Below are 18228 nucleotides of genomic sequence, written 5' to 3'. Positions count from 1 at the left end.
AATTGTTTTGAATCGTAACAATTCCAGTCAATAGATCGGCTTGCCAGCGCCAGGGCTTACTGCTATTGTCGGCCCACTCAGAATGAGAACCTTGGCCCGCCAGTCAAGGATTTGTGTTGCCAGCGCGGCGCGTTGCAGGGCCACACTCGCTCTCATTTCCTTACATTTACTAAAAGACTCTCATGGCTATTACGCACCGCTGGAAACATACCGCTGTGACTGCCGCCATCTTGCTGGCTGCCGGTGGATGGCACTGGTCCGAAGCCCAGGCGCTGACCCTGGGCCCAATCCGCGTCGAGTCCCATCTCGGTGAGCCGCTGCGTGCCACCATTCCGGTGACCAACCTCAACGCCAACGAAGCCCAGAGCCTGCGCGCGAATCCGGCCTCACCCGACGTTTTCAACGCCCATGGGGCCAATTACTCGCCGGTGATGACCCGGCTGCGGGTGACATTGCAGCAGCTCGATGACGGCACAGCATTGCTGCAACTGACCACGAATGAGCCGGTCAACGAGCCGTTCCTGGATCTGGTCCTCAATACCAGCTGGGACGGTGGCAATGTCGTGCGCAGCTATGCGCTGCTGCTTGACCCGCCTGCAAGTGGCGCCGTGGCACCCGTCGCCCCGGCGCGCGTGGAGCCTACGTCCGTTCAGGCGCCTGTTGCGCCCCCAGCCGCGACGGCAGCTGCCGCTGCAGCTGCGCCAGCGCGCGTGACTACGCCAGTCGTCTCAACCGATGTCTACCAGCGGGCCACAGAATGGCTGCGCCGCCAGGGACAGGCCGTTGCGCCCTCTGCCCCGACACCGGCTGCACGCCCCGCCGCTGGCTCGGTGTCGGAAGGCCAGGTCACGACCGCAGCACCGGCACCTGCTGCACCCGCTTCCCAGTCTGTCACCACACAACGTGGCGATACCGCCGGCGCCATAGCACGGCGTCACCTGCCCGCCAATGTCTCGCTGGACCAGATGCTGGTCGCCCTGCAGCGCGCCAACCCCAACGCATTCATACAGGGGAACGTGAACCTGCTGCGCGCCGGCGTGACGCTGACGATTCCCGATGCCGCTGCAGCCCAGCGCATCAGTGCGCAGGAAGCACGCCAGCTGGTGGCCGCACAGACGCGCGACTTCCGCGAATACCGCGCCCGTGTTGCGCAGGCAGCCCCCCCGGCGGCTGTCCCGGCCCAGCCATCCGACACCGCCTCAGGCGTCGTGACCGCACCGCCGGTGACGCCACCAGCCTCGACGGGTGACGCGCTGGTGCTCAGCAGTCAGCAGGCCGAGCAGGCGCGTCTTGCCGAGGAAGCCCGCATCGCCGCCGAGAAGCAGGCTGCAGAGGATGCTGAGCGCAAGCGTGAGGCCGAGGCGAACATCGCACGCATGGAGGCTTTGCTCAAGGAGGCCAGCCAGGAAACCGCGCAGGAAGGCGAAACTGCCAGCGTCGGCAGCGATTCCGGTGGTCTGATTCCCGTGCCTGGAGAGTCACCGCTGCCTGCCGCTGCCACGCAACCGGTAGCCCCCGATGACGCGGCAACGGGGCAAGCCAGCGACGCGACACCTTCCGAAGATAACGCGGCAGCGGCAACCGACACCGTGATTGCTTCTGGCGCACAGGACGCGGCCGCACAGGCAGAGGAACCGGCCGCGCCAGCCGACCCGCTGGCAGATACATCGGCAGCCCCTGCCGTTGCAGCGGTGGAGGAGACCGCCAGCACCCCGGCGCCGCAACCCGCTGCGCCTGCCGAGCCGGCACCTGCCCCGGCAGCACCGCCACCGCCCGCCCCTGCGCCACCTGAGCCATCGCCCATCAGCTTCCTGGCAGACAACCCCAACCTGCCGTTGGCTGGCGGCGCGCTGGCCATCTTGCTGCTCGGTTATGGCTACTACCGCTACCGCAAGCGCCGCGGCGAAGCCGAGGTCGTTTACGAAAACAGTGGCAACATTCCAGATTCCTTTTTCGAGGAGGAAGGTGCCAGCGACAAGGAACCCGCCAAGTCCGAGTCGCCTTCCACGCGCGGCAGCAGCACGGGCATGTCCACGGGGGTTTCCTCCATGTCCTACTCGCCCAGCCAGATCGACGCCACTGGCGAGGGCGACCCGGTGCTTGAAGCCGATGTACTGCTTGCCTATGGACGCGATCAACAGGCAGAGGAAGTGCTCAAGGAAGCAGAGCTTCACAATCCCACCCGCGTTGCCATCAAAGTACGGCTGGCGGAGATCTACGCCTCACGCCAGGACAAGCTGGCCTTCGAGGCCAAGGCCCAGGAAATTGCACGCATGACCGAGCAGTCGGGTCCGGAATGGATCAAGGTGGCCGAGATCGGCCGTAACCTTGACCCTTCGAATGCGCTGTACAGGAAGGTGGCAGGCGCTGCTGGCGCGGGAGCCGCCGCAGCCGTGGCAGGTGCCACCGGCCCGGATAGCGGCGGTGACGCCAGCATTCTGTCCGGCTTCGGGCCTCTGTCCGGGCTGGACTTCGACTTCCAGCCATCCTCCCAGCCTGCGACGGAAGCTGATACGGGTCAAAACAGCCAAAGCGCCGTCAATTCCGCTTCAGCGCCATTGACCGACCTGGGCCTGGACCTTGATCTCGGTGAGATCGAATCGCGTCGCGCAGGCCTGCCCAGTGCCCAGCCGTCGGCACCTACCGACCGCGCCGGCCTGCCTTCGGCGTCCAGTGCACTCGATTTCGAGCCGGCTGCGCAGGAGGACCTTGCCACCTCTTTCCAGACGGCGGGCAGCGAACAGCTTGACGCCAGCACGTCGCGCGCTGGGCTGGATGATGCGGCGCCAGCGCAGGACGATGGGCTGTTTGGCGCCCCTTCCAGCCTGCCGACCGATCTGTCCCCTTCCCTGCCCAGCGAACCCGATACGCCGACACGCGCGCTTGAGCTGGATCTGAGCAATCTCGACCTGGAGGACTTTGCCTCGCCATCTACGGTCGCGCATGGCACGCAGTCCGACGCCGGCAGTACCATTGCCGGTCTGAGCCTGCACGACAGTGCCTCCGAGGACCCGCTGTCCACCAAGCTGGCACTGGCCAAGGAGTTTCTCGCACTCGGCGACAAGGAAGGTGCCAGGGCGCTGGCGCAGGAAGTCCTCAAACAGGCCGATGGTCCGCTGAAGGCAAGCGCCCAGTCGCTGATTGACGCGCTCGGCTAGAATTGCCGGCGCATCGCCATGGCACCGATTGACTTGCGGTGCCGGCCTCTTGCCTTCCATGAGCGCCGAAGCCACTGCTTCGGCGTTTTTTCATCGTCATTGTCAGAACCCGATGCGCATTGCCCTTGGTCTCAGCTACAACGGTCAGCACTACCACGGCTGGCAGAGCCAACCCGATGGCTGCACCGTGCAGGACAAGCTGGAGGCGGCGCTGGCTCAATTTACGGGCCAAAAGGTGTCGACCCTGTGCGCCGGTCGTACCGACACCGGCGTGCACGCGCTGATGCAGGTGGTGCACTTCGACGCACCCGTCGAGCGCGCGCTGATGTCGTGGGTGCGCGGCGTCAACCGCTATCTGCCCCCGGATATTGCGGTGCAATGGGCGAGGGCCGTGCCGCCACAATTCCATGCGCGCAACCGTGCGCTGTCGCGCCGCTATGTGTATGTGTTGCTGCAGTCGGCCGTTCGGCCCAGCCTGGAAGCCGGCCGTGTGGGCTGGTCCTTCATGCCGCTGGACGGACAGGCCATGCAGCAGGCCGCCACGCACCTGCTCGGCCAGCAGGATTTCACCTCGTTTCGTGCTGCGGCTTGCCAGTCGCATACGCCCATCAAGACGATCTTGCGCGTGCGAATCAGTGCCTCGCCGCTGCGCCACAACCACCCGCCGGCCGGGGACGGCCCACAGGCAGTGCCGACCTGCTACTGGCGCTTCGAGTTCGAGGCCAACGCCTTTCTGCACCACATGATCCGCAACATCATGGGCTGCCTGGTGGCCATTGGGCAGGGCAACCGCCCGCCCGAATGGCTGGCGCAGGTGATCGCAGCGCGCTCGCGCGATGCGGCTGCGCCAACCTTCGCGCCCGATGGGCTGTATTTCCTCGGCCCGCGCTATGCCCCCGAATGGCAGCTGCCCGCAAGCACGGCGCTGCTTGACAGCCTTCCCGGCGGACCGCTTGCGCCACACGCCCAGGACCACTCCACGGATTGCTCGCCATGCCCAACCCTGTCCCCACACGCACCCGCGTGAAATTCTGCGGCTTCACGCGCGAAGCGGACGTTGCCGCCGCCGTCGCCGCTGGCGCAGACGCCGTAGGCTTTGTGCTTTACGCCGCCAGCGCACGTGCCGTCACAGCTGCGCGAGCCGCGCAGCTCGCAGCCCTGCTGCCGCCGTTCGTCACCCCGGTACTGCTGTTCGTCAACGCCAGCGCTGCCGAGGTGGATGCGGCACTGGCACTGATACCGCATGCATTGCTGCAATTTCATGGCGATGAGACGCCCGAGGACTGCTGGCAGCTGAGCCGTCAGGGCAGGCATCCCTACCTGCGCGCGGCCCGCATTCCACTGGATGCGCGTGCTGCCGCATTTGATCTCGTAGAATATGCGGCTCGTTACTCCCGCGCACAGGCCATCTTGCTCGACGCCCACGTACAGGGCTTTGGCGGTGGCGGCAAGGCATTCAATTGGTCACTCCTTCCAACAAGCGTCAGCTCTCACCTCGTCTTAAGTGGTGGGCTCACACCAGCAAATGTGATCGATGGCATTCGTGAACTGCGCCATCGCGGCCTGTCGCTGGCCGTCGATGTGAGTTCCGGAATCGAGCAGACCGGCCCCGATGGCCGTCCGCTCAAGGGCATCAAGGATGCCACGCTGATGCAACGCTTTATCGCTGCGGTACGCCAGGCAGACGCGCTCTGAACGTCCTGCGCCACCGCAGCCTGCCAAGGAGAGATAGATGTCATCCCCCTCATCACCTGCCACGCCCTCTGCGGGCGCCTATCAGCAACCCGACGCGCAGGGCCATTTCGGCCCGTACGGCGGCAGCTTCGTGAGTGAGACGCTCACACACGCCATCGAAGAGCTACGTGCGGCCTACGCCCGGTACCAGCACGATCCGGGCTTCCTGGCCGAATTCGCCTACGAGCTCAAGCACTACGTCGGGCGGCCTTCGCCGATCTACCATGCTGCGCGCATGAGCCGTGAGCTCGGCGGCGCGCAGATCTTCCTCAAGCGCGAGGACCTCAATCACACTGGCGCGCACAAGATCAACAACGTCATCGGCCAGGCCATGCTGGCCAAGCGCATGGGCAAGCCACGCATCATTGCCGAGACCGGCGCCGGCCAGCATGGCGTCGCCACGGCCACCATCTGCGCGCGCTACGGACTGGAATGCGTGGTCTACATGGGCAGCGAGGACGTCAAGCGCCAAAGCCCCAACGTCTACCGCATGCAACTGCTGGGCGCCAGCGTGGTGCCGGTCGAGTCGGGCAGCAAGACGCTCAAGGACGCCCTCAACGAGGCCATGCGCGACTGGGTGGCCAATGTTGACAACACCTTCTACATCATCGGTACCGTGGCCGGCCCGCATCCCTACCCGATGATGGTGCGCGACTTCCAGAGCGTCATCGGCAAGGAGTGCCTGACGCAGTTCCCCGCGATGAGCCAGCAACTCAAGCTGGCAGCCAGCCAGCCAGACGCGGTGGTGGCCTGTGTGGGCGGTGGCAGCAACGCCATAGGCATCTTCCACCCCTACATCGACCATGTGGCCACGCGGCTGATCGGCGTCGAGGCCGCCGGCAACGGACTGGATACCGGCCGGCATGCTGCCTCCATCCAGCGCGGCAGTGCCGGCGTGCTGCATGGCAACCGCACCTACATCATGCAGGACGACAACGGCCAGGTCATTGAGACGCACAGCGTCAGTGCCGGGCTGGACTACCCCGGCGTCGGCCCCGAACACGCCTGGTTGCACGACATCGGCCGCGCCGAATACGTCGGCATCACCGATGAAGAGGCCTTGCAGGCCTTTCACCACCTGTGCCGCACCGAAGGCATCATCCCGGCACTGGAATCCAGCCACGCCGTGGCCTATGCAATGAAGCTGGCACCGACCATGCGCGCCGACCAGTCCATTCTCGTCAACCTCTCTGGCCGGGGTGACAAGGATATCGGCACGGTTGCGGGTCTGGACGACGGCAGCCTGTTTGCGAAGATGAACAACCAGCAAGGAGGTACGCAATGAGCGAGACATCCTTTGCGCAGCCAGGCCGCATCGCGCGCACATTTGCCAGCTTGCAGGCCCAGGGCCGCAAGGCATTGATTCCGTTCGTGACGAGCGGCTATCCCGACGCGCACGGCACGCCGGCACTGATGCACGCCATGCGCGCGGCCGGTGCCGACATCATCGAACTGGGCGTGCCGTTTTCGGACCCGTCCGCCGATGGCACCACCATCCAGCAAGCCAGCGACGCAGCGCTGGCAAACGGGGTTGGCCTGCCGCAGGTGCTGGCGCACGTGCGCACCTTCCGTCAGCGCGACATGGACACGCCCGTCGTGCTGATGGGCTACGCCAACCCGATCGAGCGTTACGACCAGTTGCGCGAGTCCGGCGCTTTTGTGCGCGATGCTGCGCAGGCGGGTGTCGATGGCCTGCTGGTCGTCGACTACCCGCCCGAGGAGGCGCAGACGCTGCAGGCGCAGTTGCGTGCCCATGGCATGGACCTGATCTTCCTGCTCGCGCCGACCTCCACCGCAGCGCGCATGCAGCAAATCAATGCCGTGGCAAGCGGTTACGTGTACTACGTGTCGCTCAAGGGCGTGACAGGCTCGAAGGCGCTGGACACCGCCCAGGTGGCCCAGGCGCTGCCGCGCATCCGCCAGCACGTGAAGCTGCCCGTCGGGGTGGGCTTTGGCATCCGCGACGCGGATACGGCCAAGGCCATTGCGCACCAGGCAGGCGCCGACGCAGTGGTCATCGGCTCGCGGCTGATCGAACTGCTGCGCGATCAGCCCGGTCAGGCGGGCGTGGAGGCGGTTGCAAGTCTGCTCGCGCAGATGCGCTGCGCCATGGATACGAAGGGCTGATGCGCGCGAGGCGTTATGTCGCATCAAGCCAGCCCTGGCGAATGGCCAGCAGGGTCATTTCCGCCTGGTTGCGCAGGCCCAGCTTCTGCTTGATGTTGTAGAGGTGCGTGCCGGCAGTGCTGGCCGAGACATGCAGGCGCTCGGCCACGTCCTGCACCGTATCGCCGGCAGCCAGCGCCAGGAAGACTTCGAATTCGCGCGGTGACAGCAGGCTGCGGGCATCCGCGCCCGGCAAGGCCGTGCGATGTGCGGCCACGTCCTCCTGCACCAACTGCGGCGCCAGCAAAGGATCGACATAGCGCTGCCCCTGCAGCACCGCGCGCACGGCCTGCACCAGCAACTCCGGCGCACTGCGCTTGCAAAGGTAGCCATCGCCTCCGCCCTGCAGAAACTGCCGGATATGGCTGGGCTCCTCATGCGCACTAAAGCCCAGTACCCGGCATTGCGGGTGACAGGCCTTGATGGCACGCAAGGCCGCATGACCGCCCATGCCCGGCATGGCCACATCAAGCACGATCAGGTCCGGCAGCTGCGAGGGCTGTCCGGCATGCGCATCCAGCCAGGCGATGGCCTGCTCGCCCGAGTCCGCCTCGGCGATCACTTCCGCCTGCGCGGCACTTTCCAGCAGCAACCGAAACCCCGCCCGCACGATGGCGTGGTCGTCCACCAGCATGATGCGCCAACGGATGTCGCTCATGCCCTGCCCTCCTGCGGCGGCACTGGGGCGTGCGACAGCGGCAGACGCGCCAGCACGACCACGCCGGAGCCAGGCCTTGCCAGCCAGCGCACGCTGCCGCCAAGCGCCTGGGCCCGCTCGACCATGCCTATCACGCCAAAATGGCCCGCCCTGGGGGCAATGGCATCGGCCCGTCCGCAGCCGTCATCGGCAATGCGCAGATGCAATGCCGCAGCGGACGCGCGCAGCGACACGCGGATGTTCTGGCATGCCCCATGGCGAATCGCGTTGGTGCATGCCTCCTGCACCAGGCGGTAGGCATGCATCTGCAGCGCTTCCGGCAATGACGGCAGTGTGCGGCTGTGAAAACGCAGCTGCAACTGCGGATGAAACTGCCGGTACTGCGCCAGCAAGTCCTCCACCGCCATGGCCAGACCCAGCCCGTCCAGCGCCGCCGGACGCAGGCTGGAAAGCAGACCGCGCAGCACCAGCTGCATGCGCTCGACGCTGTGCTGGATCAGCGCCACCGCGTCGCGCTGGCGCTGCTGGTCGACCTGCGCCATGCCCAGCACGTGACTGACGCTGCGCAACGCTGTCAGCGATTGGCTGAATTCATCATGCAGCGTGGCGGCCAGCTGCTTGCGCTCCAGTTCCCGGTCGGCCTGCAGGCGATAGGTGTAGTGCCGCTGCGCCTGCTGATAGGCCTGCGCCTGCGCCCACGCCAGCCGCTGCCGGTGCAGGCCGGCAAGCGCGTCCGCCATTTCGTTGAAGCGCCGCGCGATGCTGCGCGCCTCCTTGCCGCTGAGCCGTGGCAGGCGGGTGTCGGTGCGGCCTGCCGCATGCTCCTGCAGGGCATGCTCGATCAGCGCAAACGGCCGCGTGCTGCGGCGCACTCACCACAGCAGCGCCAGCTGCGACAGCACCAGCAACGCCAGCGCCGTCAGCAGCTGCCCGCGCAGCTCATCCCACGCATCCAGCACGGCGCGGCTGGTGTGCGCGCGCACCTGCAGTATCGCGCCCTTGAGTGGCAGTTGCGTCACCGGCAGGGCCGGCTCGACCAGACGCGCGTACCAGCGCGGCGCCTCACGACCTGGCTTGTATTGCGAAGGTGGCGATTGGTAGCGCAGTCGGCCCTGTGCGTCATACAGTGCAATGTCGTTGGCACGAATGCGGCCGGTGCGCTCCAGAAACATCAGAAAGCCGGCGGGATCGCCGTGGATGAATGCCGTGTCAATCCGCCGCAGCAGATTGACGGCAATCAGATTGGAAGCGCGGATTTCCTCAGCAATGGCCGCGCGCGAATGACGCACGTCCATTGCCACCAGACTGCACATGAAAATCAGCATCATGCTGGTGACGATGAGGCCGATGCGCAGTTGCAGGCTCATGGCGTGCCGTCCTCCCAGCCCGCAAAGTCACCGTCGCGCAGCACGCTCTGCAGCGCAGACTGCCAGCACTGCACCATCCGGGGATGCCAGGGATCGTGCCCGGCGTGCGGCACCAGTGCCAGACGACTCGCCGGCAGATGATGCCGCAGCATGCGCGCATTGTCGGCGGGGCAAAGCCGATCCTGCACACCATGCACCAGGGCAACTGGCAGATTGGCCGTGCGCAGGCGGTTGATCACCTGCGGCAGCTGCGCGGGCCAGTGCAGAAAACAGTCGTGCAGCAGGTAATGCGCCTGGATGCGATAACGCTGCACCAGCGGCTAAGGCGTCGCCGGCGCCCGCCAGGCGGCACCTTCGAGCGCGGCCTCCCAGCGCGCCCATGCCAGCGCCAGCTGCTGCGGCCAGTCGCCCGCACCATGCTGCAGCAGCGCATGGCTCAGCGCCAGCCGCGCCGCGGGCTCGTTCGCTGCACTGGAAGCCGAACCACTCTGCGCCGCGTAGCCATCCCATACGTCCTGCAGCGCACACCAGGCCTCGTGCTGCACGAAAGGTGCGGCCGCGCCTGGCGCGGCAAACAGTGCCGTTGCCTCCTGCCGGCTGGCCAGAAACACATTGCGCAGCAGCAGCGCCGAAACCCGCTGAGGCTGTTGCGCGACGTAGGCCAGCGCAAGCGTAGCGCCCCAGGAGCCCCCGCATACCAGCCACCGGTCAATCCCCAGAAGCTGGCGCAATCGCTCAATGTCATCGATCAGATCCTGCGTCGTATTGTGCCGGCACTCGCCCGCAGGCAGGCTGCGGCCGCAGCCGCGCTGATCCAGCCCGAACACGGACCAGACACGGGCATCGAACTGCCGCAGCAGTCGCGGTGACATGCCGCTGCCCGGCCCTCCATGCAGGCACAGCAGGGGTTGCCCACGGCGCTGCCCCCATTGGTACCAGCAGATGCGATGCCCCCCGTGGCCGGGAGCTCGCCCACCTGGTCAACTGGCCTGCCTGTGCCGGGCCGCGCAGGCAACGCCTGGCCACTCGGCCGGGCATGGAAAGAATTCTCGATTGGCACGGCGGCATTCTACGAAGCTCCCACGCCGCTTGCCTCGCATGGTCGTGGCAGCCCATGGCGCGCATGCAGAAATCATGAAAATCATGACACCACTTCATGATTTCATGGATGAAAAAGTTGACCCGCCTACCGACAATGCAGCCGCACCAACGCAATCGATGTTCAGGTGCGCGCCGGGCAATGGCGCCGGGCGCAGTTTTTCAAGGAGATCCATCATGCAATGGGAAAAACCGGCGGCGCAGAATCTGCGCCTGGGCTTTGAAATCACCATGTACGTGTTCAACCGTTAAAAGCCCTTTGGTGTAAGACGTGCACGCGCTGTGCGCCGCCTGCACCTACGGTTCTCCTCTCCATGCGCATCCGCATTCTTGGCTCCGCCGCAGTGGAACTGCCACTGCGACAACTGCCGCGCCGCCCGCGCAGGCGATCCACGCATCACCCCTCGCACCCAATCCTCCATCGCTGTCAGCTCTGACGGCGCAGACTGGTTGCTCGTCAACGCCTCCCCGGATGTGCTGCAGCAGCTGCGGCACAACGCGATGCTGACCCGCTGCGACAGCTTGCGCGGCAGCGCCATCACGGCCATCTTGCTGATGGACGCGCAGATCGACCACGTGGTGGGCCTGTTCATGCTGCGCGAATCACACCAGCGACTGGTGATACCTGCCACCACTTCGGTGCTGGAGGATTTGCGCACGGCACTGCCCATCCTGCCGACGCTGGAGCACTACTGCGGGGTGGCCGTCAAACCCATCGAGGATTTCGACACGCCATTTGCGATCGATACCCTGGCCGGCCTGCAGCTGCAGGCCCTGCCTCTGTCGAGCAAGGCACCGCCCTATTCCCCCAAGCGCAGCCGGCCCACACCGGGCGACAACATCGGCGTGCGCTTCATCGACGCGGCCAGCGGCCGCAGCCTGTTCTATGCGCCGGGCCTTGGGCAGATTGATCCCCAGGTCTTGCAGGCCATGCAGGATGCCGATGTGCTGCTGGTCGATGGCAGGCTGTGGAGCGAGCAGGAGATGCAAACCCTGGGGCTTGGGCGCAAGACGGCCTCCGAGATGGGCCACCTGCCGTTAAGCGGCCCCGAGGGGATGCTGGAAGTATTGGCGCGGTTTCCCCACAAGCGCCGCATCCTCACCCACATCAACAACAGCAATCCTGCATTGTGCGATGGCAGCGCCGAGCGTCAAGCGCTTGAAGCGGCGGGCATCGAACTGGCCTTTGACGGCATGGAGATCGAACTTTGACCAACCAGGATTGTCCACAGATGCCCGTGGTCGGGCCCGTTGCGCCAGTTTCGCAGGAAGAAGCCATGGCGCCCGAGACCTTCGAGCAGCGCCTGCGCGCCATGGGTGCCGGTTACCACATCCACCATCCGTTCAACGTCCGCCTCAACAGCGGCCAGTGCTCGCGCAGACAGGTACAGGGGTGGATTGCCAACCGTTTCTACTACCAGTGGTGCATTCCCCTCAAGGACGCGGCGATTCTCTCCAACTGCCCGGACCGTGCGGTGCGCCGCGCCTGGAGCCTGCGCCTGCTCGACCATGACGGCCATGGCGACTTCGAGGGTGACGCTGCCGGTGGGCTGGAGGCCTGGACGCAGCTGGGCGTGGCCGCTGACCTGACGCGCGAGGACCTGTGGTCGCTGCGCCTGGTGCAGCCTGGCGTGCGCTTTGCCTGCGACAGTTACGTGAATTTCGCGCGCCACGCGCCCTGGCAGGAAGCGGTGTGCTCCTCGCTGACGGAGATGTTTGCGCCGCAGATCCACAAGGACCGCCTGGCCGGATGGCCTGAATACTACCCATGGATCGAGCCCTACGGCCTGCAGTACTTCCGCAGCCGCATCCCGCTGGCACAACGCGACGTGCGCCATGGTCTGGAAATCACGCTGAAGCACTTTCGCACGCGCGCGCAGCAAGAGCGCGCCTTGCAGATCCTGCAGTTCAAGCTCGACATCCTCTGGGCAATGCTCGATGCCATCGAAAGGGCCTACCCCGAATGACCACCACCTCCCTGGCCGGCGACACGCCGCCACCATTGCCCGCGATGCCGCGCCTGAAACCGCTCTACCGCATGCAGTGGGAGCCCGTGCAGAACGCGCATGTGCTGCTCTACCCGGAAGGCATGGTCAAGCTCAACGCCAGCGCGGCCGCCATTCTCGCGCTGTGCGATGGCTCGCGCAGTCCGCAGGACATCGTTGCCGCCCTGCAAGCCCAGTACCCGAATGCCGATCTAGCGCAAGATGTGCTCGACTGGCTGCGCACCGCCCAGCTGCAGGGCTGGCTGATCTGACTGCGATGACGACCCAAGAAGCCCCTATCGCCTTTCAACGTCAGGCCACGGTGGCCGCCCCGGCAATGGCTGCGACCGCGGCTCCGGCGGTCACCCCACCCTTGTGGCTGCTGGCCGAACTGACCTATCGCTGCCCGCTGCAGTGCGTGTTCTGCTCCAACCCGCTGGATTACGCCAACATCGACCAGGAGCTGTCGACGCAGCAGTGGCTGCGTGTCTTTGAAGAAGCACGTGCGCTGGGTGCGGTGCAGCTGGGCCTCTCGGGCGGTGAGCCTGCCCTGCGCAAGGATCTGGAGACGCTGGTGGCGCACGCCCGCAAGCTGGGTTTCTACACCAATCTCATCACCTCGGGCGTGGGCCTGAACGAGGCGCGCATTGCCGCACTCAAGCAAGCGGGGCTGGACCACATCCAGCTCTCCTTCCAGGACTCGACGCAGGCGATGAACGACTTTCTCTCGCACATCCGCACCTTTGATCGCAAAAAGCGCATCGCCGCGGCGATCCGGGGCAACGGCTTTCCAATGGTGCTCAACTGCGTGCTGCACCGCTTCAACCTGCCGCACATCGGCGCCATCATCGACATGGCGCTGGAGCTCGGCGCCGACTACCTTGAGCTGGCCAACACCCAGTACTACGGCTGGGCCCACCTTAACCGCGCCCAGCTCATGCCCACGCGCGCAGAACTGCAGCAGGCCGAGGCCGTCGTCGAAACGTACCGCCAGCGCATCGGCACGCGCTGCAAGATTCTCTTTGTCATTCCCGACTATTACGAGCAGCGCCCCAAGCCCTGCATGAATGGCTAGGGCCGGGTATTTCTCGGCGTAGCGCCCGATGGCACGGCCTTGCCACAACGCACGGCAGCTACCGGGGCTGGACCTGCCCAAGGTACAGGAGCACAGTCTGCGCTACATCTGGTATGAGAGTTCCGCATTTGGCGCGTTTCGCGGCGACGCGTGGATGCAGCAGCCGTGCCGCAGCTGCCCTGAGCGCGGCGATGACTTCGGCGGCTGCCGCTGCCAGGCCTATCTCGTAACGGGCGATGCCAGCGCCTGCGACCCCGTCTGCGGCCGCTCACCGCAGCGCCACCGCATCGACGCGGCAATCAGCGATCAGGCCGTCGCAGCGGCGCGTCTGCAGGCAGATTCCAGCGCCAAACCCATCGTCATCTACCGCAACGACCGCAATTCCAAAAGCCTGCAGGCATAACACGCCCTGCAGGGCGCCTCAATAGCCGTGCTGCTCGCGAAACGCCTTGGCGGCGCTGAAATGTCCGCAACCAATGAAAGGCCTTGGCGGCTTGAGCGCCGACAGCGGCGAGGGATGATTGGCCAGCAGCACCAGATGGCCCCGATCACGGGGAATCAGTTTCTGCTTGGACTGCGCGTGCGCGCCCCACAGCATGAACACCACGGGTCGCGCCCCTTGCGCGACCTGGGCAATCAGCGCGTCGGTGAGCACCTCCCAGCCCTTGCCTGCATGGCTGGCCGCCTGGCCACGCTCGACCGTCAGGCAGGTGTTGAGCAGCAGCACGCCGTTTTTCGCCCAACGCACCAGGCTGCCGCCCGGCGTAGGGAAAGGCGGCGGCGGCGTGCCGAGATCACGCTGCAGCTCCTTGAAGATATTGCGCAGCGACGGCGGCAGCGGCACGCCCGGTGCGACGGAAAATGCCAGCCCCTCGGCCTGCCCAGGGCCGTGATACGGGTCCTGCCCGAGGATAACCACGCGCACGGCCTCGGGCGCAGTCAGCTCCAGCGCCCGCAGCGGCTGTGGGGGATAAATCGTCGCGCCAGCAGCCAGCCGCTCGGTCAGGAAGGCCTGCAGCGCCCTGCCCGTCGGACTGGCAAAGAAGGCATTCACGGCAGGCTGCCAGCCCGGCGCGACCGGCCAGTCGGCCGGGTTGGCGCTTTGTAGTTGGGGAGCACTCATGGCAGAAGCGATTCGTTCCATCCAGCGCCTGCAAGGCGCCGCAGCATTGCAAAGGAGAAAAGATAGCACGCCTTGGGGGACTTTCGACACGCTGCCAGATTCGCGGCAATGTCACGCCGACGGGGTACATTTGCAGGTTTCGCCCAAGACTCCGTTGAGGCTGCGCTGCCATGTCGTACTCTCGCCCGCATGCCCGCAAAAAGGGGCTGCCCCGCATCGTTTCCGCATTCAGGAACTCCTGCAATGGCTTTGTCGCCGTGTGGGAGGAGCCTGCCTTCCGGCAGGAAGTGCTGCTGGCAGCTGTGCTTGTGCCGGCAGCCTGCTTTGTCGGCCGGAGCTGGCTCGAAGTTTGCGTGCTCATCGGCATGGTGGTCTTTGTGCTGGTCACGGAGATCCTCAACTCCGCCGTGGAAGCCGTCGTGGACCGGGTCGGGCCGGAATGGCACGCACTGTCCAAATCCGCCAAGGACATGGGCAGCGCGGCGGTACTGCTGGCACTTTGCCTGTGCGGGCTGACCTGGGCATGGGCACTTTACGAAAGGTTTTTGGCATGAATGGTAATCCGGCCTTCTCCATCTGCGTCTACTGCGGCTCGCGTGACGGGCACGATCCGGCCATCGGCGCGGCCGCACAGGCAGTGGGCGAATGGATTGGCGGCCATGGCGGCCAGCTTGTCTACGGCGGCGGCAAGACCGGGCTGATGGGCACGGTGGCACAGGCCACGCGCGCTGCCGGTGGCCGCGTCGTCGGCGTGATTCCCACCGCATTGGTGGACCGGGAAATGGCCAACGAGGATTGTGACGAACTGCATGTCGTGGACAACATGCACCAGCGCAAGGCCATGATGGCCGAGCGCAGCGATGCATTCCTGGCCCTGCCAGGCGGCATCGGCACGTTCGAGGAGCTGTTCGAGATCTGGACCTGGCGCCAGCTCGGCTACCACGACAAGCCCGTTGGCATTCTCAACACCAACGGCTACTACGACGCGCTGCAAACCTTTCTGCAGTCCTGCGTATCGGTCGGTTTCATGAACGACTGGCAGATGGGCCTGGTGCACTTCGGCAACGACATCGCGCCGCTGCTGCAGGAGCTCGTGCAGGAAGCGGGCTCCAGTACCGCGGATGCTCAGCTGCTGGCCCGCAATCTATAACCGGTCTCTTCGGGCATTTCCCAGAGCCTGTTTACGCGCTTTTCATGCGTCGCGCAGGCTCTGCGCCACCGGGCGCTGCAGCACCTCGCGCAGGCCCCACCAGCCCGCCACTAGCGCCAGCAGCGCACCGGCAGCGGCGCTTGCGAAGGGAGCGCCCAGCGGGAAGCGCCAGGCGAAATCGAACACATAGCGCGCCAGCGCCCAGCCAATGGCAATGGCGGCCAGACTGGCCAGCACACCGGCCAGCGCGCCAACACCGGCCAACTCTGCGCGCTGTACATGGCGCAGCAACTGCGCGCTGGCACCCAGCGCGCGCATGACGGCATACTCGCGCGCACGCTCCTCCCGGGTGGCGGTTACGGCGGCAAACAGTACCACCAACCCTGCCGCCAGCGCAAAGCCGAACAGCAGCTCCACCGCGCGACTGACCTGCCCCAGAACCTGCTGAATCTGCAGCAGCATGGCCGACAAGTCGACATTGGTGATATTCGGAAACTGCCGCACCAGCGCATTGTCGAACCCCGGGGTCTCCGGTGCCCTGTAGGCGGCCAGATAGCTCACCGGCAAGTCCGGCATGTGGCTGCGGGGAAACAGCACGAAGAAGTTGGCGTTCATCGACGCCCAGTCCACCGTGCGAATGCTCGTCACGCGTGCGGAATGCGGCAGGCCACCGATATCGAAATGCAGCCGGTCACCCAACGCGATTCCGAGGCGCTCAGCCAACTCCTGCTCGATGCTGAGGCCATCGGATTGCTCAGGTACCCATGCACCGGCAACCACGCGATTGTCCGCGGGCAGCACCGTGCTGTGGCTGAGATTGAATTCACGCTGCACCTGCCGGCGCGCATCGGCATCGTCGTAGTCGTTGGCACTGACCGGATGATCGTTGATGGCCACCAGTCGCCCTCGGATCATGGGGTACCACTGATAGTCGTGCACTCCTGCCTGCATCAGGGCCTGACGAAAGGCGTCGGCCTGATCGGGCTGAATGTTGATGACAAAGCGGTTGTTCGCATCAGGCGGCGTGGCACGCTGCCAGCCTTGAATCAGGTCCGTGCGCAGCAACACCAGCAACACCAGCGCAAGCAGCCCCACCGCCAGCGCGCAAACCTGGATGACGGCAAACAGCGGCCGCGCCGCCACTTGCCGCGTTGCCAGCAAGAGCCAGCGCGGCGCCGTACGCTCACTGACGGTGGCGCGCAGCACGCGAATCGCCATCGCCGCCAGCACGGCGAACGACAGCACTGCCACAGCGCAACCTCCGACGGCAATCGCGCCAAGCTGCACGTTGCCGCTGATGACAAACAGCAGCAGCGCAAAGCCCAGCAATCCGGCAGCGACCACCCCGCGCGAAACTGGCCGCAGGTTCCCCACATCCCGCCGCATGACCCGCAACGGCGGCACCTGAGCCAGCTGCAGTACCTGTGCCAATCCAAACGCCATCAGCAACGTCAGGCCCATGCCAATCCCCAGCGCCAGAGGCCACCACCCTGCCGATGGCAGCTGCACCTGCAGCAGCCCGGCAAGCATGTGCACGAACACGTGATGCACCGCGTAACCGACCAGCGCGCCGGCCAGGCTTGCCAGCAGCCCGGCCACGAGGAACTCCAGCAGATAGGCGCCGAAGATGGCACGCTGGCTGAGCCCCAACACTCGCCAAAGCGCCGCCGCATCCAGGTGTCGCTGCGCAAACGCGCGCGCTGCCAGCGCCACGCCCACTGCAGACAGCAGCGCCGCCAGCAATGCCACCAGTCGCAAGAACGCCTCGGCGCGCTCGAGCGTGCGGCGCATTTGCGGACTACCATCATCCTGCGTCATCAACCGCAAGCCCCGCTCGGCGTCACTGCCAATATACGCACGCATTTGCGTGATAAACAGCTGCACCGCGTCGGCATCTTCGCCAGCAACAAGCAGCCGCCAGCTTAATCGGCTGGCCGGCTGCACGAGACCCGTAGCATCTAGCTGGTCCATGTGCATCATCACGCGCGGCGAGAAGCTGAGAAATCCTGCGCCCCGATCCGGCTCCTGCGTGATCACGCGCGTCACCCGCAACGCTGCATCCCCGAGATGCAGGGTATCGCCCAGATCAATCTCCAACGCCGCCAGCAGCGCGGCATCAACCCACACCTGCCCCGGTGGGGGCGCCGATACCATCGGCTCGCCGGCCTGCGCCAACTCAGCGGCAGTCATCGCCGGCTGCCACGCAGCTGTGGTTCGCAACTGGCCACGCAGCGGATAGCCCGATTCCACCGCCTTGAGGGAAACCAGCCTGCTCGCACCGCCTTGCGCATCATCCGCGCGCGCCATGGTTGGAAACACCACCGTCACTGCGGTATGCAGACCCAGTACCTCGGCCTGCGCCCGCAGCGCGGCGCTGATGCTGTGGTCACTGGATACGACCACGTCCGCAGCCAGCAGCTGCGCGGCGTTGCGCTGCAGGCCGCTTTGCAGGCGGTTCGCAAAAAATCCCACCGCCGTCAACGCAGCGACGGCCAGCAGCACCGCCGCCAGCAGCACCGTCAGCTCGCCCGCACGCAGGTCGCGGCGCAGTGTTTTCCAGCCGAGGCGAATTGCTTGTGCGGAAGTTTTCATAAATGTCGGGCAGGGTGAGTAGGCGCTGCCCATTGTGACATCGCTGACGCAATGCAGCATTTACGTGCATGCAGTTGCCAAAAATGGCCCGGGGAACTCAGCATGCGAGCGTTTCCGCGCTA

Annotated in this window: 18 protein-coding genes and 1 pseudogene; 12 read left to right on the top strand and 7 right to left on the bottom strand. The window is 65.7% G+C overall.

The genetic code is table 11. The features are described 5' to 3' along the window. Positions 1–182: 182 nt before the first annotated feature. From AAV94_RS11445 to trpA, 5 genes are all read left to right on the top strand, one after another. Positions 183–3158, top strand: a complete 2976-nt coding sequence (locus AAV94_RS11445) for a FimV/HubP family polar landmark protein (protein ID WP_046742361.1) — start codon at positions 183–185, stop codon at positions 3156–3158. Positions 3159–3270: 112 nt separating this feature from the next. Further along, entirely contained in the window at positions 3271–4185 is a 915-nt protein-coding gene (gene truA / locus AAV94_RS11440) for a tRNA pseudouridine(38-40) synthase TruA (RefSeq protein ID WP_084824887.1), read from the top strand. Further along, complete coding sequence (locus AAV94_RS11435; protein ID WP_046742360.1) at positions 4152–4853, top strand: phosphoribosylanthranilate isomerase; 702 nt, start codon at positions 4152–4154, stop codon at positions 4851–4853. Before truA ends, AAV94_RS11435 begins: the two co-directional genes overlap by 34 nt. A 37-nt stretch (positions 4854–4890) precedes the next feature. Further along, on the top strand, positions 4891–6177 hold the full coding sequence (gene trpB / locus AAV94_RS11430; RefSeq protein WP_046742359.1) for a tryptophan synthase subunit beta: 1287 nt from the start codon (positions 4891–4893) through the stop codon (positions 6175–6177). Beyond that, positions 6174–7019, top strand: a complete 846-nt coding sequence (trpA, locus tag AAV94_RS11425) for a tryptophan synthase subunit alpha (RefSeq protein ID WP_046742358.1) — start codon at positions 6174–6176, stop codon at positions 7017–7019. The genes trpB and trpA overlap by 4 nt, the downstream gene beginning before the upstream one ends. A 13-nt stretch (positions 7020–7032) precedes the next feature. Here trpA and AAV94_RS11420 read toward each other — a convergent pair whose 3' ends face one another. The 5 genes from AAV94_RS11420 to AAV94_RS14420 are packed head-to-tail and all read right to left on the bottom strand — an operon-like array spanning position 7033 to position 9979. Further along, entirely contained in the window at positions 7033–7716 is a 684-nt protein-coding gene (locus AAV94_RS11420; RefSeq protein ID WP_046742357.1) for a response regulator, read from the bottom strand. Continuing rightward, complete coding sequence (locus tag AAV94_RS14435; protein ID WP_052755023.1) at positions 7713–8588, bottom strand: HAMP domain-containing sensor histidine kinase; 876 nt, start codon at positions 8586–8588, stop codon at positions 7713–7715. Before AAV94_RS14435 ends, AAV94_RS11420 begins: the two co-directional genes overlap by 4 nt. Then, complete coding sequence (locus tag AAV94_RS14430) at positions 8589–9083, bottom strand: hypothetical protein (protein ID WP_052755022.1); 495 nt, start codon at positions 9081–9083, stop codon at positions 8589–8591. It lies immediately after the preceding gene. Further along, positions 9080–9397, bottom strand: a complete 318-nt coding sequence (locus AAV94_RS14425; RefSeq protein ID WP_052755021.1) for an alpha/beta fold hydrolase — start codon at positions 9395–9397, stop codon at positions 9080–9082. Before AAV94_RS14425 ends, AAV94_RS14430 begins: the two co-directional genes overlap by 4 nt. A gap of 6 nt (positions 9398–9403) precedes the next feature. Next, positions 9404–9979, bottom strand: coding sequence for an alpha/beta fold hydrolase (locus AAV94_RS14420; RefSeq protein ID WP_269430778.1), 576 nt, complete (start codon positions 9977–9979; stop codon positions 9404–9406). A 238-nt stretch (positions 9980–10217) separates the two neighbouring features. Between AAV94_RS14420 and pqqA the strand changes: the two genes are divergently transcribed. From pqqA to pqqE, 5 genes and pseudogenes are all read left to right on the top strand, one after another. Beyond that, positions 10218–10433 carry a pyrroloquinoline quinone precursor peptide PqqA gene (gene pqqA, locus AAV94_RS15100; protein WP_197408065.1) on the top strand — a complete coding sequence of 72 codons (216 nt, stop codon included), beginning with the start codon at positions 10218–10220 and terminating at the stop codon, positions 10431–10433. Between the two features lie 78 nt (positions 10434–10511). After that, entirely contained in the window at positions 10512–11393 is an 882-nt protein-coding gene (gene pqqB / locus AAV94_RS11400; RefSeq protein ID WP_046742355.1) for a pyrroloquinoline quinone biosynthesis protein PqqB, read from the top strand. Between the two features lie 20 nt (positions 11394–11413). After that, the gene (gene pqqC / locus AAV94_RS11395; protein ID WP_046742354.1) at positions 11414–12148 is read left to right on the top strand and encodes a pyrroloquinoline-quinone synthase PqqC; all 735 of its coding nucleotides are present in this window, start codon (positions 11414–11416) and stop codon (positions 12146–12148) included. After that, on the top strand, positions 12145–12438 hold the full coding sequence (pqqD, locus tag AAV94_RS11390) for a pyrroloquinoline quinone biosynthesis peptide chaperone PqqD (RefSeq protein WP_046742353.1): 294 nt from the start codon (positions 12145–12147) through the stop codon (positions 12436–12438). The genes pqqC and pqqD overlap by 4 nt, the downstream gene beginning before the upstream one ends. Before the next feature lie 65 nt (positions 12439–12503). Then, positions 12504–13644: pseudogene (gene pqqE / locus AAV94_RS11385) on the top strand (pyrroloquinoline quinone biosynthesis protein PqqE). An 18-nt stretch (positions 13645–13662) separates the two neighbouring features. On the opposite strand, the gene AAV94_RS11380 reads toward pqqE, so the two are convergent. After that, on the bottom strand, positions 13663–14364 hold the full coding sequence (locus AAV94_RS11380; RefSeq protein WP_231731369.1) for a uracil-DNA glycosylase: 702 nt from the start codon (positions 14362–14364) through the stop codon (positions 13663–13665). A gap of 170 nt (positions 14365–14534) precedes the next feature. Between AAV94_RS11380 and AAV94_RS11375 the strand changes: the two genes are divergently transcribed. Both AAV94_RS11375 and AAV94_RS11370 read left to right on the top strand, forming a co-directional pair. Then, positions 14535–14918: a diacylglycerol kinase gene (locus tag AAV94_RS11375; protein ID WP_046742351.1), complete on the top strand. Its 384-nt coding sequence runs from the start codon at positions 14535–14537 to the stop codon at positions 14916–14918. Further along, positions 14915–15514, top strand: coding sequence for an LOG family protein (locus AAV94_RS11370; protein ID WP_046742350.1), 600 nt, complete (start codon positions 14915–14917; stop codon positions 15512–15514). The genes AAV94_RS11375 and AAV94_RS11370 overlap by 4 nt, the downstream gene beginning before the upstream one ends. Before the next feature lie 42 nt (positions 15515–15556). On the opposite strand, the gene AAV94_RS11365 is transcribed toward AAV94_RS11370, so the two are convergent. Next, positions 15557–18106 (bottom strand): ABC transporter permease, encoded by a 2550-nt coding sequence (locus AAV94_RS11365; RefSeq protein WP_046742349.1) that lies wholly within the window; start codon positions 18104–18106, stop codon positions 15557–15559. Positions 18107–18228 lie beyond the last annotated feature (122 nt).

The sequence above is a fragment of the Lampropedia cohaerens genome (assembly GCF_001005215.1).
Lineage (GTDB): Bacteria > Pseudomonadota > Gammaproteobacteria > Burkholderiales > Burkholderiaceae_C > Lampropedia > Lampropedia cohaerens.
Note: the sequence above shows the minus strand (reverse complement) of the source record. Positions and strands in the feature narration are given on the sequence as shown.